Raw genomic sequence first — 20,671 nt, forward strand, 5'->3', positions numbered from 1 at the left:
ATGCTGGGCCGGCCGATCGCCGACAACAGCGCAGCCCTGGCCTGTTCGAGCCTGCGACGGCGGATGTAGCCAGCGACGGTCTCCTCGCCGCCCTCTTGCACGAGGAACTGCTGTCGCACAGGCCGGAGGATCGCTCCCACCTCTTGGTCGAGGAGGACCACCCGAAGGTCCGAGCACTCTACGAACGATGGGGCTACACCTGGATGGGCACAATGCAGCCCTACCCAGACTCACCCCGCTATGTCTCCATGCTTCGCCCGATCATGTGACACAGAGAAGGGGCGGATTCTCCCTGTTCGGGCATGGTCACGTCCTTCCGTTCAGGTGGGAGGGGGCGGGCCCTGGTGCCACCCAGTACTTCTCCTCTTCCTCCGGTGGCGGAAGCGGGACGGTGATGGACAGCTCGATGGCTGCGACCCGGCGGGTGAGGTAGCCCCGCCGGTCGGCAGCTGCCCCACCCCAGGCCCCGGTGGTGTCCTTGGGTATCCAGACGCCTCCGTGCTTCTCCACGGTGCCGATCTGCTCTCCGAGCCCCCGGACGACCCGGTAGCGGCCTCTGCGACCCTCGTATTCGAGCGCGAAGAGCCGGTCGTCCCATCGGCCGTCGGACAACACGTCGTCGGGGTGAATGGTCAGGTTCAGTCTCCTTCTACGGGGCAGGTGGGAGTGGGGCCTGCTGTCAGCGGTGCATCTGTCCGCCACCCATCGCCCGTGACCAGATAGCTCCGTCGGGCCCCGCCCAGATTTGGACTCGTTGTTGCTGGGCGGAGTGGGCTGCCATGCTCCCGAGCGCCCCACCGAACGCGTACCCGGCCGCACCCCCGCCGGTGGTGCTCAGGCCCATGACGACCTGCCCCGGCGTACGTACGACGATTGTCCAGCCGTGTGCTGCCTGTGTCTGGACCACCGAGTCCAGGGCGGCTTCGATCTCGGCCGGGGTGACTGCCCGGCCCGGGGCGATGACGAGGGTTGGTTCGGCATTCGCTCCCCACTGGGCTCGTCGGGGCTTGCGCTTGAACATCGGTGGGCCTTTCGAGGGGGAGGGGTGGGGCCTGGTGCCAGCGGCGGGCGGGGCTGGTGGGGCCTGGTGTCCGTTCGCCGATATCGACTCCGTCGGCGAGCAGCTGCCGCACGGCAGCGTCGGCCTGGTGCCGGTAGGGGTGGCGGGAGACGTAGTGGCCGTTCTCGCGGATCTCGAACCTGTCCTCCGCGAAGTAGGTGGTGTTGAGGACGACGTCGAGGCGGCAGTCGTGGCCTGAGCCGGTGACGCTCCAGCAGCCGGCACTCACCGCAGACCGCGTCAGGTCGATGTCCGCTCCGGTGCGGGCCCGCTCGGCGCGCTGGCGCTCGGCCTGCTCGGCGGCTTGGCGGCTCGGCGCTGGCGGGCAGCTTCCACCTCGGCCCGGTGCTGCTGCTCGGCATCCTCACGCCGCCGAAGGAACTCGGCGCGGCTCTGGGCAGCCTGGCGCTCCAGCTCGACGAGGCGCTGGCGGGCAGTCCCCCGGCGGCGCGCGGCTTCATGCCCGCCCGGGAGCGGCGGCAAGGTCTCGGGCTCGTGTCGGGCCGCCCAGGGCTCGGCGAGGTCGGCGCGGTGGTGCCGCCAGATGGCGAGCATGGCGTGGCCGTCGGCGGTGGCCACCCCTTCGCCGTACTCGTCCTGGTGGAGGAACCCGGCCTTGATGACCGGCTCGACCATGCAGCGGCGCACCCGGCGGCCCTTCGCCCCGAGGCGGGCCCCGGCCGGGACGAGCCGGTAGCCGGTGCCGTCCCACCACACCCCGCCCTCACCGGCAGGCGGGGTGGCCGCCGCGACGAGCGAGTACACCGGCGTCGTCCATACGGACTTCTCGCGGGTCTCCTGGGTGCGCGCCAGCGATGAACCTGCGGAACTCCCCCTCGTGCTGGCCGGCATGGAGGCGGGCGGCGTGGTGGGCGTCGTCGCGGTGGAGGTGTTCCTCGCCGACCTGGGCGCGGCGTCCGGCGTAGTGGTCGCCGCAGTCCAGGCACCACACCTTCCCGCCTTCGCCCCGGTAACCGCCGGGACCGACGCCGACCGAGCAGGGGTTGCGCAGGCCCCACTCCAGGGCCGTGCCGCCCCCGGATATCCACAGGGCTCGGGCGGGGGTGGTCACTGGGGTCTCCTCGGGGCGGGGCCTGTGGCCACTCTGGGTGCATGAGTGGGGTACTCGGTGTAGAGATCCATGTCATAATATCTTTTTTATTGACATTTTAAAAAAACATACAGCCATAGGCTCTAGTAGCGGGGTTCAACCCGATTCGGGTTCCATCATCCAGCATTGCGACACGGGCCGGGGGTGCAGCCTGGTGCCAAAGCCCGGGTCAGCTCGCTCCGGCAGCTTCGAGCCACTGGCCGGCGTCCAGGCCTCCAGTCTCCTGCGGGTGGTGGTGGGGGCGGAGCCTGGTGTCAGTGGCGCAGGCCAGGGGCGAAGACGCGGCCGGGGCCGGTCGGCAGGAGACACCTCAGGAACGCGCGGACCGGCTGTAGAGCGAAATGCTCCAAGAGGTACGCGTGTGTCAGACCGGCGCGCAGCTCCTCCTCAGCGTCGCCTTCACCCCCCGGTTCGGGGGGGGGTGCCCGACTTCGACGAGGACCTCTACGACGCCACCGTCGTCCTGGGCGCCATCGCCACCGGCACGCTCGTGGCGCCCGTCGCCTTCCACCGCTTCCTCGCCGGCCACGGCATGAAACCGGAACTGATCCACATCGCCGGCCGGCTCATCGACGCCGGCCTCGTCACCCTCGCCCTGACCATCGCCGCCGCGCTCCTGCTCCTGCTGAGCACCGCCACCGGCAACACGACGGTGGCGTGGATCCTCAGTGCCGTCCTGCTCTGGTTCACCACCGCCTGGCTGGTCCTGCCCCAGATCGTGCTGCGCCGAACCGCCCGTCAGCGCCGCGCGACGCAGTGCCGACCGCGCCGCAGCGCCCGTCCTGTCCTCCCGCGGGCGCCCGATCCGTGGCATGCGGCGCCGCACCGTCTCGACTGGCAGGCGCCCCGGTTTCGGGATCGGCTGAGCCCATGGCTGATGATCCCCCTCCGCTCAACCTGGGAGAGGAACTGCTCGAACGTTTCCTCTCGGTCGGGCGTACCCTCGACCCCCTGGACGCCCAGGCGGTGGCCGAGCAGTACGGCCACGCACTCGGTATGGGAAGCTGCGTCATCCATTTGGTCGATATCCAACAGAATCTTCTGGTTCCCATGACCGCCGGACCGGCCCTTCCGGTCGAGGGGACCCTGGCGGGGTGGGCCTACCGGACGGGTTCGCTGCGCGTCACGGAGGACCGGGCGGGGCTGGTGGCCTGGTTCCCCCTGGTGGACGGCGCGGACCGACTCGGAGTCCTCTGTCTGCGCACCCCCACCCTCGACCGGGAGGCGGTGCGTCGTTGCCAGCTCCTGGCGGGGCTGCTCGCGCTGGTCATCACCGCCAGGCGCGACACCAGCGACAACTACGCCAGCCGCACCCGGGCCGACACGATGAGCCTGCCGGCCGAGATGCTGCGCGCGTTCCTGCCACCCCGGACCGTCTGCTCGGACCAGGCGATCTCCTCGGCCGTCCTGGAGCCCGCCTACGACCTTGGCGGTGACGCGTTCGAGCACGCGCTCGTCGGCGGCGTACTGCACGCCGCGGTGCTGGACGCGATGGGCCACGACCTGGCGTCCGGCCTGACCGCGGCGCTTGCCCTGGCTGCCTGCCGCAACGCCCGGCGTAACGGTGCGGACCTGCCGGGGTTGGTGACCACCATCGACGAGGCGCTGCACCGCTGGTTCCCCGACCGCTTCGCCACCGGCGTCTTCCTGCGACTCGACCTCGCCAGCGGCTCCCTGCGGTGGTCGAATTGCGGTCACCCGCCGCCGCTGCTGATCCGCGATCGGGAGGTGGTGACCGACGCCCTGCTACGGCCCGCCGACCCGCCGCTCGGCCTGACCGGGCTGACCCAGGCGCCACGTGCGGTCCACACGCTCCAACTGCGGCCCGGTGACCGGCTCCTGATGTACACCGACGGCGTGATTGAAGCGAAGGGCGCCAACCATGAGTTCTTCGGGCTGGACCGGTTCGCCGACTTCGTCATCCGCGCCACCGCGGCCGGCGAGCGGGCACCCGAGACCCTCCGCAGGCTGATCCACGCCCTGCTGGATCACCAGGACGCCACGCTCTCCGACGATGCCACCATCATGATGATCGAATGGCAGCCCACCGCTACCCGGCCGAGCGCCCGTTCCCGCTACGTCGGAGACGTCGACCCGCTTGACTGACGACAGATCAGCGAGCCCCCGGCCGCGACGAGTGGGACCTCTGCGCATCGACGCCCCAGCAGCGACAGGACCGATGCCGAGTGGCGGCCGTGCGGGAGCTGACCGCGCACCACACGCCCGGCCGCCAACGCCGGCAGTCAACCGGCACCGCGCTCACCGGATTCAGGGCAGCGGTTCGGCATGCAGGCACTGCTGCTGGTTGCCTGCGCCCGCGGGGCAGTCCGCACCGCCCAGGGGCTGGGCGATGTGATCGTCGCCGATCTGGACACGAAAGCCGCCGGAGTCGTCCGCGTACACCGGCAGACCCTCGGCGCTCAGCTCCCCGGTCAGCGTCACCACGCGCACCGTGGGCGGTCCGTGGTGACCGGGGGCGCCCGGAAGCGTGATGCCGTAGCGCCGGATAGCGGCCATGAGAAGCACTCTCCTCACCGTCTTCGCGAGTCCACACCCCGCGGGGCGTGAAGTCATCCCGCCGCGGAGTGCCTGTCCGTCGAGGGCAGCGCCGTCCGGTCCGGGACGACGTCTGTCGCGCCCCAGCCCGGATGCCTATGGCCGTCGGTCGCCTCGGCCTTCCAGCCTGTCAGGCTCGGCGGCCCGGTGAGGCCGAGCGGCGCGGGGCCGCCGAGCCGGTGGTCAGTGCTTGAACGCGTCCTTGACCTTTGCACCGGCCTGCTTGGCGTCGCCCTTCATCTGGTCGCCGCGGCCCTCTGCTTCGAGGCTGCGGTCACCGGTGGCGCGTCCGACGGTCTTCTTCACGCCGCCCTTTACCGCTTCGGCCTTGTGAGCGGCCTTCTTGCCGATTCCCATGACTGGTTCCCTTCCGTGACTCATCGGGTAGCGCCCGGGCGTGCCCCGGGCTACTCGCGGTGGTGCCCGAACAGATGGGGCCTGCGGTGCCCGCTGCCGACGAGCGGCGCCGTTGTGTCGCCCTGCGGGGTGCCCTCGCCCGGCGGTACAGCAGTGCCCTGTGCCCGGGGGCCCGCTCGGGTGCCGACCGGCTGTCCGCTGGCACGACTCCGCCGGCGGATCGCGTCGTCCCGCTGTTGAGCGAGCTCATCGCGCCGTTCGACAACGTCGTCGCGCTGCGAGGCACGGTCGTCACGTTGTTCGGCGACCGCATCGCGTCGGCCGACCAGGTCATCGCGGTCCTTGGCGGCCGATGCCGCCTGCGCTCGGGCCGTGTCGCGCTGATCCACCAGGTGGTCGCGGTCCTTCCGGACGGCTGCCGTTTCGCGGCGGGGGTGCCGTAGGCTGCGGCGGGCAACGGCGCCCCGGCGCGCGCCGGTCAGCAGGATGAGACCAAGAGCAACGATCATGACGCGCCCCATTGGAATCTACGTCGTATGCCTACAGTCAACTCCCGGACTACACTGATGTCTACAGAGTAGGTCTACGAACTTTGCGCACCCCGCCGCCCACCCTCAGCGAGAGAAGGTGCCGGCATGGTTCCGCCTCCAGTCGACCCGGTCCTCCAGGACACCTCGCCCTCAGCCGGAAAGCTCACCCGGGAGCGGATGCTGGCCTGCGCGCTGGAGATCGTCGATCGCGAAGGCATCGAGAAGCTGTCGATGCGCCGCCTGGCGCGCGCTCTCGGCCACGACCCCATGAGTCTCTACCGCTACGCATCGAACAAGTCCGCGCTCCTCGACGGCGTCGCCGAGACCGTCCTCCAAGAACTCGCCGTCGACCCCGCCGACCCTGACTGGGCCGCCCAACTGCGCGCCGTCGCCCGCCAGTACCGACGACTCGCCCTGGCCCACCCCAATGTCGTCCCGCTCTTGGTCACCCGCCCCCTGGCCACCCCCCTCGCCCTGCGCCCGCGGGGCACCCTTCGCCCGCTCGAAGCCACCCTCGCCCTGCTCACCCGGGCCGGCTTCAGCGGCGCCGACGCCCTCCACATCTACCGCGCCCTGTTCGGGCTGCTCCACGGCCACCTCCTCAACGAACTGCAGGAACTCGTCGACAATCCCGAGGAGACCGACGATCTCCTGCGCCTGGGCCTCCACCGCCTTCCGAGGCGCGAATTCCCGCTCCTGCGTGGCCTCGCAACCACCCTCGCCCGCTATGACGGCGCCGCCGAACTCGAAAGCGGCCTCGACATCCTCCTTACCGGGCTGACCGCCACACTCACTCCAGCCCGTTAGCGCCACACGCGCCAGTGGGGAGAGCCACCATCGGAGAGGGGCGACGAAGCACCTCCCCCTGTCGAGCGGGGGACCATCGCGCACAGACCGGGGGGCGACGAACGGAGTCCATCATGATCGTCCTCGGAGTCATCCTCCTCGTCATCGGATTCGTCACCGGAATCTCCATCCTGTGGACCATCGGCATCGTCCTGGCCCTCATCGGCCTCGTCCTGTGGGTCATGGGCGCAGTCGGCCACGAGGTCGCCGGCCGCCGCCACTACTGGTAGATCCAACCATCGCCACCGCGCACCTCACCGCGCGCGATCTGTCGATCCGCGGCCACTGCGGGAAGTGCCGATCGGTGTCCGGTGGGCCGGGATCCGGTCAGTGGACGCAGGGCATTGGGCAGGACGAGCAACAGCGCAGCGATGGTCTTGATGCTGTTGGCGAATTCAGCCGGGCTCGGCGCAAGTGCTTGCTCGTGCCGAGTCCCGGTTCTTCACGCAGAAGTGGTGGGGGTGGCCGGAGGCTCGTCGCCCACCCGCCCCCTAGCCAGGGATCAAGCCGTCATCGGAGAGCATCTGGCTGACCTCCTCGGGAGATGCATCAGGCGCCGGCAGGATCAGCTCCGACGGCTCCAGGGCGTCGCCGGGCAAGGGTTGGCCGAGCCTTCGGACGGCGTCCAGCAGCGCGCCGAGCGCGCGTCGGAAGCGCTCTTCGTCTCCGCTCTTCCTCTCGGCGAGGAGTGCGTCGTCCAGCGCGTTCAGCTCGGCGAAGTGGCCGTCCGCCTGTTTCACCTGGCTTCTCCCATGATCCTCGTGATCATTCAGCACATCCTTTGCTCTTGTCGGGCCGCCAGGCGCTGGCTTCCGTGCCTGACTGTGGCACTCCACGATGCGGGAGCTGGTGCAGCAAGAGACGGTGGCGCACCAATGGGTCCGTTCAAGTCCACCTCGTGAGCGATCTTGCTCTGGGATGGTGTTGGCTCAGAGTGGGGTGGTGGTGCCGGGTACCGGGCACCACCGAGGCAGGCGCGGGCGGACCGTCGGGCCTCCGCGGTGGCGGCGCATGGTACGGCAGGTTCGTGGACCGTCCGGCGGGACAGAAGCACAGGTGGTGGGCGCAGGTGGCCGAGCGTCCGGTCGAGGGAGCTCGGAGGCCATCGAAGGAGGCGGCATGCGGCACGAGTACGGGGCGCGCGAGCGGATCTGGCTGTCCGAGAGACTGCGCTGTCACAGCACAGGGCGGCACTGGCACCAATGCGGTGGTGTGCGCCGTGGAGGGCGAGCTTGACCTCGACAACCACGCCGCGCTGCGCCGAGCCCTCGACGCGGCGTTGCGGGCAGCTGTCCCGCTGTCGTTGTTCGTCGTCGATCTCGCCGGTCTGGCGTTCAGCGACTCCTCGGGCGTGAACACGCTGCTGCGGGTGCGCCGTGCCGCGCAGGAGGCGAGGCTGGGGCTGTGCCTGGCCTCGCCGCGGGAGCAGATGGTGCGGCTCGTGGAGATCACCGGTGCCGGCGAGTTCTTCACCATCGCCGGTTCGGCCGCCCAGGCTTTGAACGGGGCACGGCTGCGGCCATGTGCCGACCGGGCCGGGGCGGGACCCGCCGGTCAGTGGAGGTGGGCCGCTGCCGCGTGCCTGGACGGAGAGGACGACGGACGTGACGTTTCAGCATCCGGCGTGCGAGCGTCAGGACGGCCGGCGGGGCCGTTTCGAGCAGTTCGCGGAGCTGGCGTCGAACTTCACCAGTTCGCCGGTGTTCGCGACGCTGTGCCTGGGCCTGGTGGTGGCGTTCGTGGCCGTGCACGTGGCCGGACTGTCGTTCAAGTGGCAGCTCGTGGCGGGCGACGCGATGGGTGCGGTCACGCTGCTGTTGTTGGCGATGCTGAAGAACTCCGAGCGCCGGGCCGAGCATGCCGTACAGCGCAAGCTCGACGCGATCGCCCGTGCCCTGCTGGAGCAGCAGGAGGGCCAGCGCGGGCAGGCCCACGAGGACCTGAAGGCGGCCATCAGGATGGAGGAACGGCTGTAACGGCCTTGGGGCAGTTGAGCTGAGTCATACCCTCTGATCGTCTTGCTGGCGCGGGGGCAGCCGGGTCTGTCGTTGTGAGGATCGCGGCGGGTCCTACGGCGCGAGTCATGTCTGGCCGGCGATGGCGGCCTGCGGGGAACCAGTCGGGTGGGTGCAGGCGTCCAGAGGGGCATGGATGAAGGTTTCCGGTTGCGTGAGGCGACCGCCGAGGACGCCGACGTCCTTGCCGACGTGCACACCCGGACCCGGACCGCGTACTACACCGCGGGCGGTATGCCCGAGGAGGAGCTCGCCGACCCGACTGGTTGGGGAGAGCGGCGCGCCGCCTGGGCACGGGTGCTGGCGGCGCCGGCACGCGCCACGCTGGTCGCGGAGGACTCGGACGGGACGGTGGTCGGACTGCTCACTGCCGGGCCACCGCACCACGAAGACCTGGACGCCTCGACGTACTACGAGCTGTACCAGATCGGGGTACTGGCGCACGCTTGGGGGCGTGGGGTGGGTGGGGCCCTGCACCAGGAGTTCGTTGCGCTGGCCGCGGCCGCCGGCTGTGCCGAGGGGGTGCTGGAGTGCTGGGCGTCCAACACCCGTGCGCGGCGCTTCTACGCCCGAAACGGGTGGCGGCCGGACGGAACGCGGCGTCCAGGACCGCTGGACCATGACTACGTCCGGCTGCGACTGAAGCTCGAATCGCACGGTTTCTGAGCAGCGCTGATGCAATGTCAGAATCAAACGGCGTGATCGGGAGACGTGACTGTTGCCCGGCGCGGGAGTCGGACCGGGCCGAGCATGTGGAGGTCTTCGGAAGCATCTGGCCGGGGCGGGACGCAAGGTGAAGCTGGTATTCACCAACCGACTTCTGGTCACCTGATATGCCTGCGTCACCAGCTGCCGCACGCCGCATGGGCGGAGTTGTGCCAGGTGGTCCGCTCCAGCCTCTCGGCGGCAGTGCTGGAGAGATTCGGCCCCTGCTCGCGGCCCGCGGCTTCGCGGCCCCTGACCGGCCCGGCATCGGGTCCACACCCTGGAGGACCCGTTCGCCTACGCGGCGGCCGAGAACATCGAGCTGCGCATCGACGGCACCGAGACCCAGGTACGCCGGCCCCAGCCGAACAGGCCCGGCCGGAAGGCGTTCGTCTCGGGCAAGAAGAAGCAGAACACGATCAAGACCACCAGCTTCAGCGACCACCAGGGCCACGCGCTGTCCGCCGGCCTGGCCAGGCCCGACCGGATGCACGAGCAGACGGCTGTGCGCACCGAGGGCAACGCCGAACAGTTCCGGCTCCGCCCGCAGGTCAAAGCCAAGATCGACGACGGCTACCGCGGGCTGCCAGGCGAGTTCCCCGACCAAATCAGCGCGCCGCCGAAAAACCTGCCCCGACCTCAATTGCCCCCAAGGTCGTAACCCGTCCGGCTGGGAGGCCCGGCGCCAGGGAGCCTGGCGGGTCAGCTCTGGGCGGCGATCGCGGCACAGAGCACCGCGATGCCGAGTGCGAGCCAGGCCAGGTAGTCACCCAGGCGTCCGGAGTGCAGGCGGCGCAGTGCCCGCACGGCCCGGGTGGCGGGGTGGCGCTGTGGCAGCCGGGGGGTGCGCCGGTGGACTGCGGTGAGGGCGAGCGCGACCGCGAGGGCGGTGGACAGCAGGCCGAGGAGGACGCCCGTGGAGGTCCAGTCGGTGGCCGGCACACGGGCGGCCAGCGGTGCGCGGTGGTCGGTGGTGACGGCGAGCGCGTAGCGGGCGGGGTCGGTGAAGGCACCGGCCCCCCGCGCGAGAGCGTCGGCAGCCGCGGGCAGGCAGCCCGCCGCGGCGGCGAGGGTCAGCAGCGCCGCCGGGACGGTGGTCATGGCGGGGGGCAGGGTGCGTTGCGGGGAGCGGATTTCGGGCTCCTCGCCCTCTCCCGTGGTCTCCCCCTCCCCGGGTCTGCTGTCGGGCACCGGGCCGATCCCCCAGAAGATCCGTAGGCCCGCGCGGAGCGCTGCCGCGCCCGTGACGGCCGAGGCCACCACGAACATGACGGGTAGCCACGGCTGCCAGCGGCCGGCGGCATCCTCCGCCAGGGCCTTGCCCAGGCCGGTGCCGAACGGCGGTAGCCCGGCCAGCGCGAGGGCGCCGACGACGAACAGCACGCCGACGGGGCGCAGGGCGCGGCCCTTGCCGTGCAGGCTGCGCTCGTCGACGCACCCGTACCGGTCCAGCAGCACTCCGGTCAGCCCGAAGAGCGCGGCCTTCACCAGAGCGTGCGCGGCGACATACAGCGCCGTCCCGGCCACGCCGTCGGGGGTGAGCAGCGCGACGCCGACGAGGAACAGGCCGACGTGGCTGACGGTGGAGAACGCCAGGAGGCGTTTGAGGTGGCGCTGCTGCCAGCACATCACGGCGCCGACCAGGGCGGTCAGCACACCCAGGACGGCGAAGGTGGTACGGAACGCGCCGTGCGGGATGCCGCCGGGGCCGGAGAAGACGGTCCAGTACACGCGGGCGATGCCGTAGACGCCGAGTTCGACCATGACGCCGGACATCAGCATGCACGCCGGCGTGGGGGCCACCGCGTGGGCGTCGGGCAGCCAGAAGTGGAACGGGACGGCTGCGGCCTTGACCAGCAGGGCGGTGCAGATGAGGACGAACGCGACCACGGTCATCAGGTCGGTGGGGTGGCCGGCGAGTTGTTGCCCGAGGCGGGCGAGGTTCAGTTCGCCGGTGCGCGCGTAGAGCAGGCCGATGCCCAGCAGGGAGCAGTAGGCGGAGAAGGAGGTGACGATGGCGAAGGTGAGCGCCCCCTGCAACGGGCGGGGGTCTTCGATGTGGTAGCCGGTCAGGGCGTAGGCGGCGGCTCCCATGAGTTCGAAGAAGACGAAGGCGTTGAACAGGTCGCCGGTGAGGGCGAAGCCGGCCATGCCGGCCTCGAAGAGCAGGATGAGGGCGGGGAAGACTCCGGCGTGTTCGCCCTCGGGTTCGTCGAAGTACCGCCAGGAGTAGACGATCACCGCCAGGACGAGGACGGCGACCAGCAGCGCCAGGCCCGCGCCGATCGGGTCGGCGGCGAGCACGATGCCGACCCGGGCGGGCCAGGCGCCCAGGTCGGCTGTGGCGAGCGGACCGCTGCGCGTCCACAGCAGCGCCAGGCAGAGCAGTTCGGCGCAGGCGGTGGCGGTCGCCACGATGTCGCAGCCGATGCGTGGCAGCGCGCGGCCGACCACGGCGAGCAGGGCTGCGCCGAGCAGCGGGATGGCGACGGCGAGCGGCAGCAGGTCGGCCGTGGTCACGGTCGGTCAGCCCTTGAGGCCGGTGAGGGCCTGCGGGTCGACGGTGTGGTGGCGTTTGCGTAGCTGGATGGTGAGGGCGAGGAGCAGGGCGGTGACGGTGGCACCGACGACGACGTCGGTCAGGGCCAGGGCCTGGACGACGGGGTCGACGACGGGGCGGGTGCCGGGGGTGAGGTCGGAGTAGACCGGGGCGGTGGCGCCGTGGCGGTAGCCGACAGCGAGGAGCAGCAGGTAGGTGGAGGACTGGGCGACGGCCAGGCAGCCGATGGCGTGGATCAGGTTGCGGCTGGTGACCAGGCCGTAGAGGGCGATCAGCAGGACCCAGCCGGCGCAGAGGTAGGGCCAGATCCCCATCAGCTGTCTCCGCTCTCGTGTTCGTCGGGGTCGGTGAGTTCGACGGCTTGGTCGAGGAAGTGGGCGAGCAGGGCGATGAGGCCGGAGGCGACCTCGACTCCGACGGCAGCGTTGAGCACCGGGACGGTGCCGCCGGAGGTGATCTCGTTGAAGGTGCCCAGTGGCAGCACGTTCTTGAGGAACGCGCCGCCAGCGATCAGGCCGGCCAGTCCGACCAGGGTGAAGGACGCGGCGGCGAGGGAGTCGGCGACGTCCAGGACGGCCAGCGGGCGCAGGTGCTTCAGGGCGCGGTAGTCGGCGGCGACGTAGGCCAGGTGCAGGGCGGTGGCCAGCACGACGCCGCCCTGGAAGCCGCCGCCCGGCGAGAGTTGGCCGTGCGCGACGATGTACACGCCCACCACCAGGGTGACCGGGAGCAGCAGCGCGCCGAACAGGCGGGTGGTGGGCATGACGCGTTCGGCCGCGGCGCGGCGGTGGCGTTCGTCGCGGGCCCGGCGCAGCAGCAGCGTCGCACCGAGGACGGTGCCGAAGAGGATGGACTCCTCGCCGAGGGTGTCGAAGGCGCGGATGTCGAAGTTGACGGAGGAGATGACGTTGGCGGTGCGGTGGGCGAGGGCCGCCGCCACCGCCCGGTCGCCGTAGGGGTGGTCGGGTGTCCCGAAGGCCGGCAGCCGTGTGCAGGCGGCGGCGAAGAAGGCGGCGATCACCGCGGCGGCGACCAGGAACATGATCAAACGGGCGCGCGCCGTCACCCCCGCTCCTGGCCGGCGCCGGCGCCGTGGTCATCAGGGGTGGGCTCGGTCCTGCCGGTGGGACGGCGGGTGACCTTGCGGACGCTGAGGAGGATCAGCAGTGGGGTCAGTGCGGTGCCCACCGCCAGCTGGGACAGCGCGACGTCGGGGGCCTGGAGCACCGCGAAAAGTACCGCCAGGCCCAGGCCGAGCGCGGACAGGACCACGGCCTGGCGGGCCGGGTCTCGGGTGAGGACTGCGGTGGTGGCGGCGATGACGACGAACGCGAGAGCCGCGCCGATGAGCCATTCGTTCACGATTGCCCTCCCCCGGTGCCTTCGGCTTGGTGTGAGGCACGGCCAAGGGCGATCGTGGTGACCGTGCCGCCGGCAGCGAAGAGCAGGCCGATGAACAGCGTCTTGACCGCCGCCCTGCCCGCACCCTGGTCGAGGGCCACGGCGGCGGCGATCAGCGGCACCCCGGCGACGGAAGCGGGGGCCAGGGCGTGCAGCCGCGTCAGCGTCCCGCCCAGGCGCAGCATCGCCAGCGCGGAGAACAGCATGCACCCCACTCCCGTCCACAGCAGGACGAGCACGATCGGGTGACGTACCGTCATCAGGTTCTCCCCTCTTCCGCTTCGTCCCGGGCCCTGGTGACGGCCGGGCCCCGCGATCTGTCGGTCACTCGGTGCCAGGGGCCTGGGAGGCCGGGCGGGTTTCGTGCTGCCCGCCGGCCACGAAGCGGGTGAAGACCAGTGTTCCGGCGGGGGCGAGCACGGCCAGCATCAGCGCGAGGTCCTGGTAGGAGGACCGGTCGTAGGCCTGTGGCAGCAGCAGGAACAGCGCGCCGACGACGGTCGACAGCAGCGAGGCCCCTGCGAGACGTCGGACCGCGCTGGCGCGCGCCACCACCCACAGGCAGGACGGCACCGGGGCGGCGAGCAGGACCAGGGCGGCCACCGCCCAGGCGTTCATTGCGCCACGTCCGGCCGGGCCACTGCCTCTTCGACCGGCCCCGCCCCCGGGCGCAGGGCGTGCACCAGCACCTCGTCGTCGTGCGGGACGTCGATCACGCAGGTGTCCGGGGAGGCGGCGAGCAGTGCGCCGGCCCAGTGCGCGTCCGCCCCGGGCTTCAAGCGGATACGCCGGACCATTGCCCCGGTGGGGCGCCGCGCCATGGCGGCCACCAGGGCGGCCATGCCGCGCAGGATCGCACGGGGCAGCGACAGTACGGCTCGTGCCGCGCCGCGGGTGCCCTTCACGCTGGCGCCGGCCGCCAGACGCGTGCGTCGGGCCGCGAACGCCCCACCCACGGCCGCGACGCCGGCCACCGCCAGCTCGGCGGGCGACACCGAGCTGATCGACACCACCGTCAGCCCGAGCAGCACCGCGCACCACAGCACGATCTCGACCCCAGCGCGCACCGCGCACCTCCCTGTTGTCCCGGCCGTCGCCGTTCTTCGACCACCTGCTGATCTGCTGCCGAGCCGACTGGCCGTTCAGTCGGGCGGCTCCTGCGGGCCGCGCCCGGGCTGCGGTGGAGCGGGCTCACCCGGGCCGGGCGGGAGGTGCGGGTCGGGCGGCGGGACGGGCCGGCCGGGCGGGGCGGGAGGGTCCGGTGGCTTCGGCGGCTCGGTGGGCTCCGGCGGGCCCGGGGGCTGGAGAGGCTCGGGCGGCGGCATCGGGGTGGTGTCGGGATCGGTCGGCACGGGGACGGTGCCCATGATCACAGGTCTCCTATCGGCCGAGGGCCTGTTCGAGCTGCTGCTTGTTCATCTTGGAGCGGCCGTGGATGCCTCGCTGCTTGGCCTCGTTGTAGAGCTGCTCCTTCGTGGGGCCCTGGGAGCCGCTGCGGGAGCGCAGCCCGCCACGCCGGGAGGAGGAGATGTCCTTGACCGAGCTGCGGCTGGCGGTCTTCGACTCTCCGTGCCGGGCCCGTTCCTTGTTCACCGTGCGGGCGGCGATCTCCTTGGCGCGCTTCTCGCTCTCCCCGCGCTCCTTCGCGCTGTCCTTGATGTGCTCGTACTGGCGTTCCCGCTTGGGCGTCGATCCGCGAGGCATGGTCACCAGACTCCTACTCGTGTGGATGCGGGGCTCGTCTGCCCCGCATCCGTGAAACGAACCCGGCGCGGGCCCCGGGCAAACCCGCTCTCACCCGTCCGGCCGACCGCCATGCGCTGTGGGCCAGGGCACCGAGGCGGTGGGCGGTCAGCTGTTGCAGGCTTCGCGCGCGGGCCCGGTCGTCGAACCGGCCGTGGGCTCCGAAGTCCTGCCGCGAATCCACGGGGTGGAACAGGTTGTCCGGGTCGCTCCCGCGTCGTCGCTCTCCGGTCTGCTGGGAGGCGAGGCCGGTGCGGGCCAGGTAGCGGTCCAGCAGGGCCGGTGCGATCGCGTTCGCCACCAGGGTCGCCACCGTACTGGCGCCGACCCAGTACTCGCGGCGCCCGGGGTGGTCGGCCGCGTACAGCACGGCACGGGCGGCCACCTCCGGCTGGTAGATCGGCGGCACCGGCTGCGCGCGCTGCGGCAGACGGGAGCGGACCCAGTCGAACTGCGGGGTGTTCACGGCCGGCATCTGCACCATCGTGGTGCGCACCCGGGTGCCGGAGGCGAGCAGTTCGCAGCGCAGCGCCTCGTGCCAGCCCTGGATGGCGTGCTTGGCACCGCTGTAGGCGCTCTGCAGCGGGATTCCGCGGTAGGCGATCGCGGAGCCGACCTGCACGATCACCCCCGCGTCGCGCGGGAGCATGCGGCGCAGTGCCGCTGCGGTGGCGTACACGTAGCCGAGGTAGCTGACCTCGGTGACGCGCCGGAACTCCTCGGAGGTGATCTCGGTGAAGGGGGCGAAGACGGAGGCGAACGCGTCGTTGACCCACACGTCGATCGGTCCGAGCTCCTCCTCGACGCGCTGGGCGGCGACCTCCACGGCGTCGGGGTCGGCGGTGTCCGTTTCGATGGCGATCACCTTCCCGGCGCCGGCCCGCTGCGCCTCGCGCACCGCCCCGTGCAGGCCTGCCCGTCCGCGGGCGATCAGCGCGAGCCGGTCGCCGCGAGCGGCGAACGCCAGCGCGCAGGCGCGCCCGATGCCGCTGCTGGCGCCGGTGATCACCACGGTCCGGCCGTTGGCTTCGTGAAGTGTCATACCGGGCGGGTTCCCCCGCTCCACGACCGGAAACGGGCGTGGCGGCCGTGCGGTGGGCAGGGAGGACCGTAGCGTCGAAGGCCTGTGGACGAAGCTTGAGTCGAGGAGACGGATGATGCCTGGCGCGGCGCTTTTCGATGTGGACGGGACCCTGCTCGACACCAGTTACTGGCACACCGTCGCCTGGACTGAAGCACTCGCCCAGTTCGGCTACACCCCGGCGATGGCGCGCATCCACGCGTCGATCGGCATGGCCGGCGACCAACTCCTTGACCACCTGCTCGGCGACGGGCGCGACCGCGGCGAGAACGAGGCGATCAGCTCCGCGCACCAGGCGCTGTTCGCCCGGTACTGGCCCAACCTGCGGGCCTTCGACGGTGCCACCGACCTGCTGCGGGAGTTGAAGCGGCGCGGATGGACGATCGTTCTCGCTTCCTCCGCCTCCGCCCGGGACCTGAGGGTGATGCGACGCGCTCTGGAGGCCGATGACGTGATCGATGCTGCCACCTGCGCGGATGATGTGGACGCCGGCAAGCCCGCGCCCGACCTCGTCAGTGCCGCCCTGGCCAAGGCCGGCGTCGGGCCCGACCAGGCGCTGTTCGTCGGCGACACCCCGTGGGATGTGCAAGCCGCAGGACGGGCAGGGGTGACGTGCATCGCGGTGCTGTCAGGCGGCGTCGGCGAGCGGGCCCTGCGCGCGGCCGGGGCCCTGGAGGTCCACGCCGGCGTCACCGAGCTCCTTGCCCACCTGGACGGCAGCGCGCTCGCGGACCCGGCCCGCTACACCGTGGGCCCCGGTGAGAGGCGGGTGCAGGTCACCGAGTGAGGGCAGGAAGGACCAGCTCCCGGTAGGCGTCGAAGAACACCTCCTGATCAGGGCCGATCTGCCCGACGTACACCTCGTCGAAGCCCGCCCGCGCGTAAGCGCGCACCGTCTCCACGTGCTCCTCCACCTCGTCGCCGCAGGTCACCGCGTCCGCGACCATGTCACGGGTGACCAGCTCGCTGGCCTGTTCGAAGTGGGCCGGGGTCGGCAGGATCTGTGCCAGCTCGCCGGGCAGCAGCTCGGTGGGCCACAGGCGGTGCACAACCTCGACAGCCGTGTCCCGGTTGCTGCTCCAACACACCTTCACTCCACCCACCACCCTCTTGCCCGCTCCACCGCCGTCACGGAACGCGCCCACCAGGTCCGCGTCCGGCGTCATGGTGACGAACCCGTCCCCGATCCGCCCGGCCAGCTCCGCTGCCTTCGGCCCGAACCCCGACACGAGAATCGGCAAGGGCCCCTGGGGCGCGGTGTACAGGCGGGCGTTGTCGACCGTGTAGTGCCGGCCGCGATGACTGGTCTGCTGCCCGGTGAACAGCTCCCGCATGACGCCGACCGCTTCCTCCAGCATCTCGGCGCGCTCCTCGAACGACGGCCACCGGTCACCGTTGACGTGCTCGTTCAACGCCTCGCCGGAGCCCACCCCTAGGGCGAAGCGCCCGTCGAGCAGGACGCTGGAGGTGGCGGCGGCCTGCGCGGTGACCGCCGGATGCAGCCGCACCGTCGGGCAGGTCACCAGCGTGGTGACCGGCAGGTCCACGGCCTGCGACAGCGCACCGATCATGGACCACACGAACGCGCTGTTGCCCTGCGCGTCGTTCCACGGATGGAAGTGGTCGGAGATCGCCAGCCGGGTGAAGCCCGCCTGCTGGGCCCGCCGGGCCTGGTCGATCAGCTCCGCCGGTGTGAACTCCTCACACGACAGGAAGTAGCCGTACTCGGTCATCGGATCCCACTCCTCTGCGAACGTCCGCCTCCGTTGTGAGGCAGCGGCTACCCCGGGGAGCGCCGGAGCACCACGCTAGGTCGAAGATCCTTCGCATGGCCCGCGACGGCGCCGCACAGTGCGGACTGCGCCGCGAACGGACGAACACGGAAGGACCGAACCAGGCGGGACCGATCGGGTGAGGCGCAACCGCCCGGGCTGTGCGCGGTGAACCCAGCGGGGATAGGTCTGTGCTGGGCGGGATGCGCCCGCTCCGGGCAGGACGAGAGGCGGATCCACGATGGGGCATGGCGGCAACGTGATCGACGAGCTGATGACCGACCACCGCGAGGTCGAGGAGATGTTCGCCCGGATCCAGGCGATGACCGGGCAGGGCCAGCAACTGCGGGACGTCGTGGACGAGGTCACCATCGAGCTGGTGCGGCACTCGGTCGCCGAGGAGCAGTACCTGTACCCGGCGGTCCGCGAGCACATCGAGGGCGGCGACCGCCTCGCGGACAAGGAGATCGCCGACCACGGACGCGTCGAGGAGCTCCTCAAGGAGCTGGAGAAGACCAGAACCGACGACCCCCAGATGAGCCACACGCTGCAGCGACTGATGGACGAGGTCGCCGCCCACGTCCAGGACGAGGAGAACAACCTCTTCCCGATGCTGCGCCGGGCCTGCACCCCGCAACAGCTGGACGACCTCGGTGACAAGATCCGCCGGGCCAAGTCCATGGCCCCCACTCGGCCCCACCCCGCCGCGCCCAGCAGCCCCACGGCCAGCAAGCTCATCGCCCCGGGCGCCGGCCTGGTGGACCGCGCCCGTGACTTCGTCACCGGCCGCGGCAAGTCCTGACCCTGGGCAACCAGCGCACGTCACCCTCAAGCCGGGGCCGGGCCGAAGCAATCTGGCCCGGCCCCGGTGCCCGCACGGGCACGGCGTGACGCCGGTCATGCCGCCCCAGGCCGGAACCCGCCTACACTGGTCGGCCACGAACGGGGCAGAGCCGCCCCGCGCACCAGCTCGCACATCCGGCCTTCCGCACGGGAGCGAGCACGCTCCCGAGGGACCGATCGCCGTGCCCCACGACCTGACGCCCGTCGTCACCGCCTGCACCCGCTGGCTCCTGGCCGCCTACCCGCCACCCGCGGGCGCTCTCAACTACGCCCTGGCCGAGGCCCAGGCCCGACAGGCCGCGGCCCTCGCCGCCCATCTGCGCTACCCCACCGACCTGGACGTGCAGCTGCTTCACCTTCTGGGCCCGGGTGGAGCCGACCAGCTGGACTGGCTCACCCAGGGCGACCCGCACTCCCAGGACGCGCCGTGGCGCAGCTGGGTGGATGAGAGCGTCGTCAGTTGGGCGGCGTGCCTGCTGGCCGACCCGGCCCTGAGCGCCCGTGCCCAGCAGGCGCTCGAGCAGACCGAGCACGGCGGTGAGAGGGGCGGTCTGCTGCGTCTGACCTTTCCCGGCCCGCGCGACAGCGAGGCCGCCGCCCTGCTGCGCCACCCGGACCTGCTCGAAGGCATCGCCCATCGTCACCGGGCCGGCCTCCTGGAACTGCTGGACGCCGCAAGCCCCACCCTGGCCTGATACGCCCGGACGCCCGAGGCCGGTCAGCCGTGCCGCATGTCGTCCGGATCGACGGGCAGGGAGGCCTGCCCACCCCGGGAGGTGCCCGGCCGGGCGTCGTCGGGCGGCGGCGGAGCGCCTTCGGCGGTCATCCGGGACTGCGGGGTCTCCCGCGTGGGGGCCTGCCCGGAAGCCGGGCCTGCCGCTTCGCCCGGGGTGACGCGCCCGCGCCAGGCTCCGCTCTCCTGGCCGCGCTCCTCGATGAAGCCCTTGAACCGCTTGAGGTCGCCCTTCACCTGCCGGTCGAGGACACCGATCATGTCACCCGCCTTCTCGGCCACGCCGTGCGGGTCGAACTCCATGGCCAGGCTGACCCGGGTGTGGGCGTCGTCCAGCGACTGGAAGGTGACGACGCCCTTCTGCTGCGCGTCGCCGCTCACGGTGCGCCAGGAGATCCGCTCGTCCGGGAGCTGGTCGACGATCTCGGTGTCGAACTCGCGGCGGGCGCCGGCGACCTTGGTCGTCCAGTGGCAGTGCCGGTCATCGGTCTGGTGGACCTCCTCCACGCCGCTCATGAAGCGTGGGAACTCCTCGAACTGCGTCCACTGGTTGTAGGCGCGGTGCAGTGGGACGTCGACGTCGATGGATTCCTTCACGGTACTCACGATGGTCTCCTCCTCGGGGATCGGTGAGGATGTCTCGTCACCGAACGGACGCCTTCCCGGTGCGCCTTGACGTAACCGTCCACAGGCGTCGCGATTCGGGGCGCGCGTCAGGTTGCGTGCCGGGTAGCGGGCCGGGAGCGCGCCGCATCGAGGAGTTCCAGGCGTTCGTCCTCGGTCAGTCCGCCCCACACCCGTAGGGCTCCCGCGCGTCCAGAGCGTGCTGGCGGCAGGCGTCGAGCACCGGGCGGTGGGCGCATAGCTGTTTCGCGGCTTCCTCACGGCTGTCGTGGGCGTGGCCGCGCTCTCCGTAGGGGTGGAAGAAGAGGTCGGTGTCGAACTGCCTGCATGCCGCGTGCAGCTGCCAGTTCCAGTGGTGCTCGAAGGCGCCGGGCAGGCACGACATGTTGGCCATCTGGTCTCTCTCCTCGGCAGGACTGGGGGTGGTCGTCGGGTCAGGAGTCGTTTTGGAGCCGATCGCGGCACAGCTGCAGCAAGTCGGCGCCGGCCACAGCGCTGAGGGTGGCGGTGGGCACCCGCGCGGCGGCGGAGGCGAAGGTGTGGACAGCGGTCAGGACGATGGCGGGCCACAGGCCGGCGCAGTAGGGGCAGGTGACCAGTTCGGCGTAGCGCACGCCGGTGCCGCGTAACGCCTCCTCCAGCTCGGCAGGTCCCGACGTTCCGCGGTAGCGGGTGAAGGGGGCCCGCAGGGGGCCGGTGACCGGGTTGATGAGTACCTGTTTTCGAATCCTGAG

General features: G+C 71.3%; 28 protein-coding genes and 4 pseudogenes. 12 read left to right on the plus strand and 20 right to left on the minus strand.

The window, feature by feature from the left end:
* Nucleotides 1-306: 306 nt before the first annotated feature.
* From ACIQVZ_RS37580 to ACIQVZ_RS37590, 3 genes are all read right to left on the minus strand, one after another.
* Entirely contained in the window at nucleotides 307-615 is a 309-nt protein-coding gene (locus ACIQVZ_RS37580) for a hypothetical protein (RefSeq protein ID WP_402456452.1), read from the minus strand.
* 685 nt (nucleotides 616-1,300) lie between these two features.
* A complete protein-coding gene (locus ACIQVZ_RS37585; protein ID WP_402456453.1) occupies nucleotides 1,301-1,825 on the minus strand; it encodes a hypothetical protein in 525 nt (174 codons plus the stop codon).
* Nucleotides 1,785-2,132: a hypothetical protein gene (locus tag ACIQVZ_RS37590; RefSeq protein WP_402456454.1), complete on the minus strand. Its 348-nt coding sequence runs from the start codon at nucleotides 2,130-2,132 to the stop codon at nucleotides 1,785-1,787. The genes ACIQVZ_RS37585 and ACIQVZ_RS37590 overlap by 41 nt, the downstream gene beginning before the upstream one ends.
* Before the next feature lie 460 nt (nucleotides 2,133-2,592).
* On the opposite strand from ACIQVZ_RS37590, the gene ACIQVZ_RS37595 reads away from it, so the two are divergent.
* Nucleotides 2,593-3,225, plus strand: coding sequence for a DUF6328 family protein (locus ACIQVZ_RS37595; RefSeq protein ID WP_402456455.1), 633 nt, complete (start codon nucleotides 2,593-2,595; stop codon nucleotides 3,223-3,225).
* Nucleotides 3,222-4,277, plus strand: a complete 1,056-nt coding sequence (locus ACIQVZ_RS37600; protein WP_402456457.1) for a PP2C family protein-serine/threonine phosphatase — start codon at nucleotides 3,222-3,224, stop codon at nucleotides 4,275-4,277. The genes ACIQVZ_RS37595 and ACIQVZ_RS37600 overlap by 4 nt, the downstream gene beginning before the upstream one ends.
* 162 nt (nucleotides 4,278-4,439) lie before the next feature.
* Here ACIQVZ_RS37600 and ACIQVZ_RS37605 read toward each other — a convergent pair whose 3' ends face one another.
* Together ACIQVZ_RS37605 and ACIQVZ_RS37610 are read right to left on the minus strand one after the other, a co-directional pair.
* Complete coding sequence (locus ACIQVZ_RS37605; protein WP_402456459.1) at nucleotides 4,440-4,688, minus strand: DUF6296 family protein; 249 nt, start codon at nucleotides 4,686-4,688, stop codon at nucleotides 4,440-4,442.
* Between the two features lie 222 nt (nucleotides 4,689-4,910).
* A complete protein-coding gene (locus ACIQVZ_RS37610; protein WP_402456461.1) occupies nucleotides 4,911-5,084 on the minus strand; it encodes a CsbD family protein in 174 nt (57 codons plus the stop codon).
* A 236-nt stretch (nucleotides 5,085-5,320) separates the two neighbouring features.
* On the opposite strand from ACIQVZ_RS37610, the gene ACIQVZ_RS37615 reads away from it, so the two are divergent.
* The 3 genes from ACIQVZ_RS37615 to ACIQVZ_RS37625 all read left to right on the plus strand — a co-directional run bounded on the left by ACIQVZ_RS37615 (nucleotide 5,321) and on the right by ACIQVZ_RS37625 (nucleotide 6,690).
* Nucleotides 5,321-5,527: a hypothetical protein gene (locus ACIQVZ_RS37615; protein WP_402456463.1), complete on the plus strand. Its 207-nt coding sequence runs from the start codon at nucleotides 5,321-5,323 to the stop codon at nucleotides 5,525-5,527.
* 192 nt (nucleotides 5,528-5,719) lie between these two features.
* Nucleotides 5,720-6,421 carry a TetR/AcrR family transcriptional regulator gene (locus ACIQVZ_RS37620; protein WP_402456465.1) on the plus strand — a complete coding sequence of 234 codons (702 nt, stop codon included), beginning with the start codon at nucleotides 5,720-5,722 and terminating at the stop codon, nucleotides 6,419-6,421.
* Nucleotides 6,422-6,534: 113 nt separating this feature from the next.
* Nucleotides 6,535-6,690, plus strand: coding sequence for a DUF6131 family protein (locus tag ACIQVZ_RS37625; protein ID WP_402456466.1), 156 nt, complete (start codon nucleotides 6,535-6,537; stop codon nucleotides 6,688-6,690).
* A gap of 261 nt (nucleotides 6,691-6,951) precedes the next feature.
* Here ACIQVZ_RS37625 and ACIQVZ_RS37630 read toward each other — a convergent pair.
* A pseudogene (locus ACIQVZ_RS37630) lies at nucleotides 6,952-7,229 on the minus strand (hypothetical protein).
* Nucleotides 7,230-7,670: 441 nt separating this feature from the next.
* Between ACIQVZ_RS37630 and ACIQVZ_RS37635 the strand changes: the two are divergent.
* The 4 genes and pseudogenes from ACIQVZ_RS37635 to ACIQVZ_RS37650 all read left to right on the plus strand — a co-directional run.
* Nucleotides 7,671-7,943 (plus strand): annotated as a pseudogene (locus tag ACIQVZ_RS37635) (STAS domain-containing protein); the annotation flags it as partial.
* A gap of 121 nt (nucleotides 7,944-8,064) precedes the next feature.
* The gene (locus ACIQVZ_RS37640; RefSeq protein ID WP_402456468.1) at nucleotides 8,065-8,436 is read left to right on the plus strand and encodes a low affinity iron permease family protein; all 372 of its coding nucleotides are present in this window, start codon (nucleotides 8,065-8,067) and stop codon (nucleotides 8,434-8,436) included.
* 189 nt (nucleotides 8,437-8,625) lie between these two features.
* Nucleotides 8,626-9,141, plus strand: coding sequence for a GNAT family N-acetyltransferase (locus tag ACIQVZ_RS37645; RefSeq protein ID WP_402456470.1), 516 nt, complete (start codon nucleotides 8,626-8,628; stop codon nucleotides 9,139-9,141).
* 367 nt (nucleotides 9,142-9,508) lie between these two features.
* On the plus strand, nucleotides 9,509-9,841 hold the full coding sequence (locus ACIQVZ_RS37650; protein WP_402456527.1) for a transposase family protein: 333 nt from the start codon (nucleotides 9,509-9,511) through the stop codon (nucleotides 9,839-9,841).
* A 41-nt stretch (nucleotides 9,842-9,882) separates the two neighbouring features.
* Here the strand turns inward: ACIQVZ_RS37650 and ACIQVZ_RS37655 are convergent, their stop codons facing one another.
* The 10 genes from ACIQVZ_RS37655 to ACIQVZ_RS37700 form a co-directional block, all read right to left on the minus strand.
* The gene (locus tag ACIQVZ_RS37655; protein ID WP_402456472.1) at nucleotides 9,883-11,700 is read right to left on the minus strand and encodes a complex I subunit 5 family protein; all 1,818 of its coding nucleotides are present in this window, start codon (nucleotides 11,698-11,700) and stop codon (nucleotides 9,883-9,885) included.
* 6 nt (nucleotides 11,701-11,706) lie between these two features.
* Complete coding sequence (locus ACIQVZ_RS37660; protein ID WP_402456474.1) at nucleotides 11,707-12,054, minus strand: sodium:proton antiporter; 348 nt, start codon at nucleotides 12,052-12,054, stop codon at nucleotides 11,707-11,709.
* Nucleotides 12,054-12,806 (minus strand): MnhB domain-containing protein, encoded by a 753-nt coding sequence (locus ACIQVZ_RS37665; RefSeq protein ID WP_402456475.1) that lies wholly within the window; start codon nucleotides 12,804-12,806, stop codon nucleotides 12,054-12,056. The genes ACIQVZ_RS37660 and ACIQVZ_RS37665 overlap by 1 nt, the downstream gene beginning before the upstream one ends.
* On the minus strand, nucleotides 12,803-13,102 hold the full coding sequence (locus tag ACIQVZ_RS37670) for a Na(+)/H(+) antiporter subunit B (RefSeq protein WP_402456477.1): 300 nt from the start codon (nucleotides 13,100-13,102) through the stop codon (nucleotides 12,803-12,805). The genes ACIQVZ_RS37665 and ACIQVZ_RS37670 overlap by 4 nt, the downstream gene beginning before the upstream one ends.
* Nucleotides 13,099-13,401 (minus strand): cation:proton antiporter, encoded by a 303-nt coding sequence (locus ACIQVZ_RS37675; protein ID WP_402456479.1) that lies wholly within the window; start codon nucleotides 13,399-13,401, stop codon nucleotides 13,099-13,101. Before ACIQVZ_RS37675 ends, ACIQVZ_RS37670 begins: the two co-directional genes overlap by 4 nt.
* Before the next feature lie 64 nt (nucleotides 13,402-13,465).
* A complete protein-coding gene (locus ACIQVZ_RS37680) occupies nucleotides 13,466-13,759 on the minus strand; it encodes a monovalent cation/H+ antiporter complex subunit F (RefSeq protein WP_402456481.1) in 294 nt (97 codons plus the stop codon).
* Entirely contained in the window at nucleotides 13,756-14,208 is a 453-nt protein-coding gene (locus tag ACIQVZ_RS37685) for a hypothetical protein (RefSeq protein WP_402456483.1), read from the minus strand. The genes ACIQVZ_RS37680 and ACIQVZ_RS37685 overlap by 4 nt, the downstream gene beginning before the upstream one ends.
* A 75-nt stretch (nucleotides 14,209-14,283) precedes the next feature.
* Nucleotides 14,284-14,508: a hypothetical protein gene (locus tag ACIQVZ_RS37690; RefSeq protein WP_402456485.1), complete on the minus strand. Its 225-nt coding sequence runs from the start codon at nucleotides 14,506-14,508 to the stop codon at nucleotides 14,284-14,286.
* A 13-nt stretch (nucleotides 14,509-14,521) separates the two neighbouring features.
* Nucleotides 14,522-14,845, minus strand: coding sequence for a plasmid stabilization protein (locus ACIQVZ_RS37695; protein WP_402456529.1), 324 nt, complete (start codon nucleotides 14,843-14,845; stop codon nucleotides 14,522-14,524).
* A 13-nt stretch (nucleotides 14,846-14,858) separates the two neighbouring features.
* Nucleotides 14,859-15,926, minus strand: coding sequence for an SDR family oxidoreductase (locus ACIQVZ_RS37700; RefSeq protein WP_402456486.1), 1,068 nt, complete (start codon nucleotides 15,924-15,926; stop codon nucleotides 14,859-14,861).
* A 112-nt stretch (nucleotides 15,927-16,038) separates the two neighbouring features.
* On the opposite strand from ACIQVZ_RS37700, the gene ACIQVZ_RS37705 reads away from it, so the two are divergent.
* Nucleotides 16,039-16,752, plus strand: coding sequence for an HAD family hydrolase (locus ACIQVZ_RS37705; protein WP_402456488.1), 714 nt, complete (start codon nucleotides 16,039-16,041; stop codon nucleotides 16,750-16,752).
* On the opposite strand, the gene ACIQVZ_RS37710 is transcribed toward ACIQVZ_RS37705, so the two are convergent.
* On the minus strand, nucleotides 16,742-17,698 hold the full coding sequence (locus ACIQVZ_RS37710; RefSeq protein ID WP_402456490.1) for a TIGR03557 family F420-dependent LLM class oxidoreductase: 957 nt from the start codon (nucleotides 17,696-17,698) through the stop codon (nucleotides 16,742-16,744). The genes ACIQVZ_RS37705 and ACIQVZ_RS37710 overlap by 11 nt on opposite strands.
* A 280-nt stretch (nucleotides 17,699-17,978) precedes the next feature.
* Here ACIQVZ_RS37710 and ACIQVZ_RS37715 point away from each other — a divergent pair, with 280 nt between their 5' ends.
* Both ACIQVZ_RS37715 and ACIQVZ_RS37720 read left to right on the plus strand, forming a co-directional pair.
* Entirely contained in the window at nucleotides 17,979-18,539 is a 561-nt protein-coding gene (locus tag ACIQVZ_RS37715; protein ID WP_402456492.1) for a hemerythrin domain-containing protein, read from the plus strand.
* 223 nt (nucleotides 18,540-18,762) lie between these two features.
* Nucleotides 18,763-19,275, plus strand: coding sequence for a hypothetical protein (locus tag ACIQVZ_RS37720; RefSeq protein WP_402456494.1), 513 nt, complete (start codon nucleotides 18,763-18,765; stop codon nucleotides 19,273-19,275).
* A gap of 182 nt (nucleotides 19,276-19,457) precedes the next feature.
* On the opposite strand, the pseudogene ACIQVZ_RS37725 reads toward ACIQVZ_RS37720, so the two are convergent.
* From ACIQVZ_RS37725 to ACIQVZ_RS37735, 3 genes and pseudogenes are all read right to left on the minus strand, one after another.
* A pseudogene (locus ACIQVZ_RS37725) lies at nucleotides 19,458-19,919 on the minus strand (SRPBCC family protein); the annotation flags it as partial.
* 107 nt (nucleotides 19,920-20,026) lie between these two features.
* A pseudogene (locus tag ACIQVZ_RS37730) lies at nucleotides 20,027-20,331 on the minus strand (WhiB family transcriptional regulator).
* A 40-nt stretch (nucleotides 20,332-20,371) separates the two neighbouring features.
* Complete coding sequence (locus ACIQVZ_RS37735; protein ID WP_402456530.1) at nucleotides 20,372-20,665, minus strand: DUF1360 domain-containing protein; 294 nt, start codon at nucleotides 20,663-20,665, stop codon at nucleotides 20,372-20,374.
* Nucleotides 20,666-20,671: the final 6 nt, after the last annotated feature.

The organism is Kitasatospora sp. NPDC098663, assembly GCF_044760075.1.
Taxonomy (GTDB): Bacteria; Actinomycetota; Actinomycetes; order Streptomycetales; family Streptomycetaceae; genus Kitasatospora.

Bases quoted from the DNA above. Each gene is read 5' to 3' on its own strand.
- ACIQVZ_RS37625 (WP_402456466.1), top strand. From the start codon at position 6,535: ATGATCGTCCTCGGAGTCATCCTCCTCGTCATCGGATTCGTCACCGGA.
- ACIQVZ_RS37705 (WP_402456488.1), top strand. From the start codon at position 16,039: ATGATGCCTGGCGCGGCGCTTTTCGATGTGGACGGGACCCTGCTCGAC.
- ACIQVZ_RS37700 (WP_402456486.1), bottom strand. From the start codon at position 15,926: ATGACACTTCACGAAGCCAACGGCCGGACCGTGGTGATCACCGGCGCC.
- ACIQVZ_RS37600 (WP_402456457.1), top strand. From the start codon at position 3,222: ATGACCGCCGGACCGGCCCTTCCGGTCGAGGGGACCCTGGCGGGGTGG.
- ACIQVZ_RS37715 (WP_402456492.1), top strand. From the start codon at position 17,979: ATGGGGCATGGCGGCAACGTGATCGACGAGCTGATGACCGACCACCGC.
- ACIQVZ_RS37690 (WP_402456485.1), bottom strand. From the start codon at position 14,508: ATGGGCACCGTCCCCGTGCCGACCGATCCCGACACCACCCCGATGCCG.
- ACIQVZ_RS37675 (WP_402456479.1), bottom strand. From the start codon at position 13,401: ATGACGGTACGTCACCCGATCGTGCTCGTCCTGCTGTGGACGGGAGTG.
- ACIQVZ_RS37620 (WP_402456465.1), top strand. From the start codon at position 5,720: ATGGTTCCGCCTCCAGTCGACCCGGTCCTCCAGGACACCTCGCCCTCA.
- ACIQVZ_RS37660 (WP_402456474.1), bottom strand. From the start codon at position 12,054: ATGGGGATCTGGCCCTACCTCTGCGCCGGCTGGGTCCTGCTGATCGCC.
- ACIQVZ_RS37680 (WP_402456481.1), bottom strand. From the start codon at position 13,759: ATGAACGCCTGGGCGGTGGCCGCCCTGGTCCTGCTCGCCGCCCCGGTG.
- ACIQVZ_RS37605 (WP_402456459.1), bottom strand. From the start codon at position 4,688: ATGGCCGCTATCCGGCGCTACGGCATCACGCTTCCGGGCGCCCCCGGT.
- ACIQVZ_RS37710 (WP_402456490.1), bottom strand. From the start codon at position 17,698: ATGACCGAGTACGGCTACTTCCTGTCGTGTGAGGAGTTCACACCGGCG.
- ACIQVZ_RS37610 (WP_402456461.1), bottom strand. From the start codon at position 5,084: ATGGGAATCGGCAAGAAGGCCGCTCACAAGGCCGAAGCGGTAAAGGGC.
- ACIQVZ_RS37695 (WP_402456529.1), bottom strand. From the start codon at position 14,845: ATGCCTCGCGGATCGACGCCCAAGCGGGAACGCCAGTACGAGCACATC.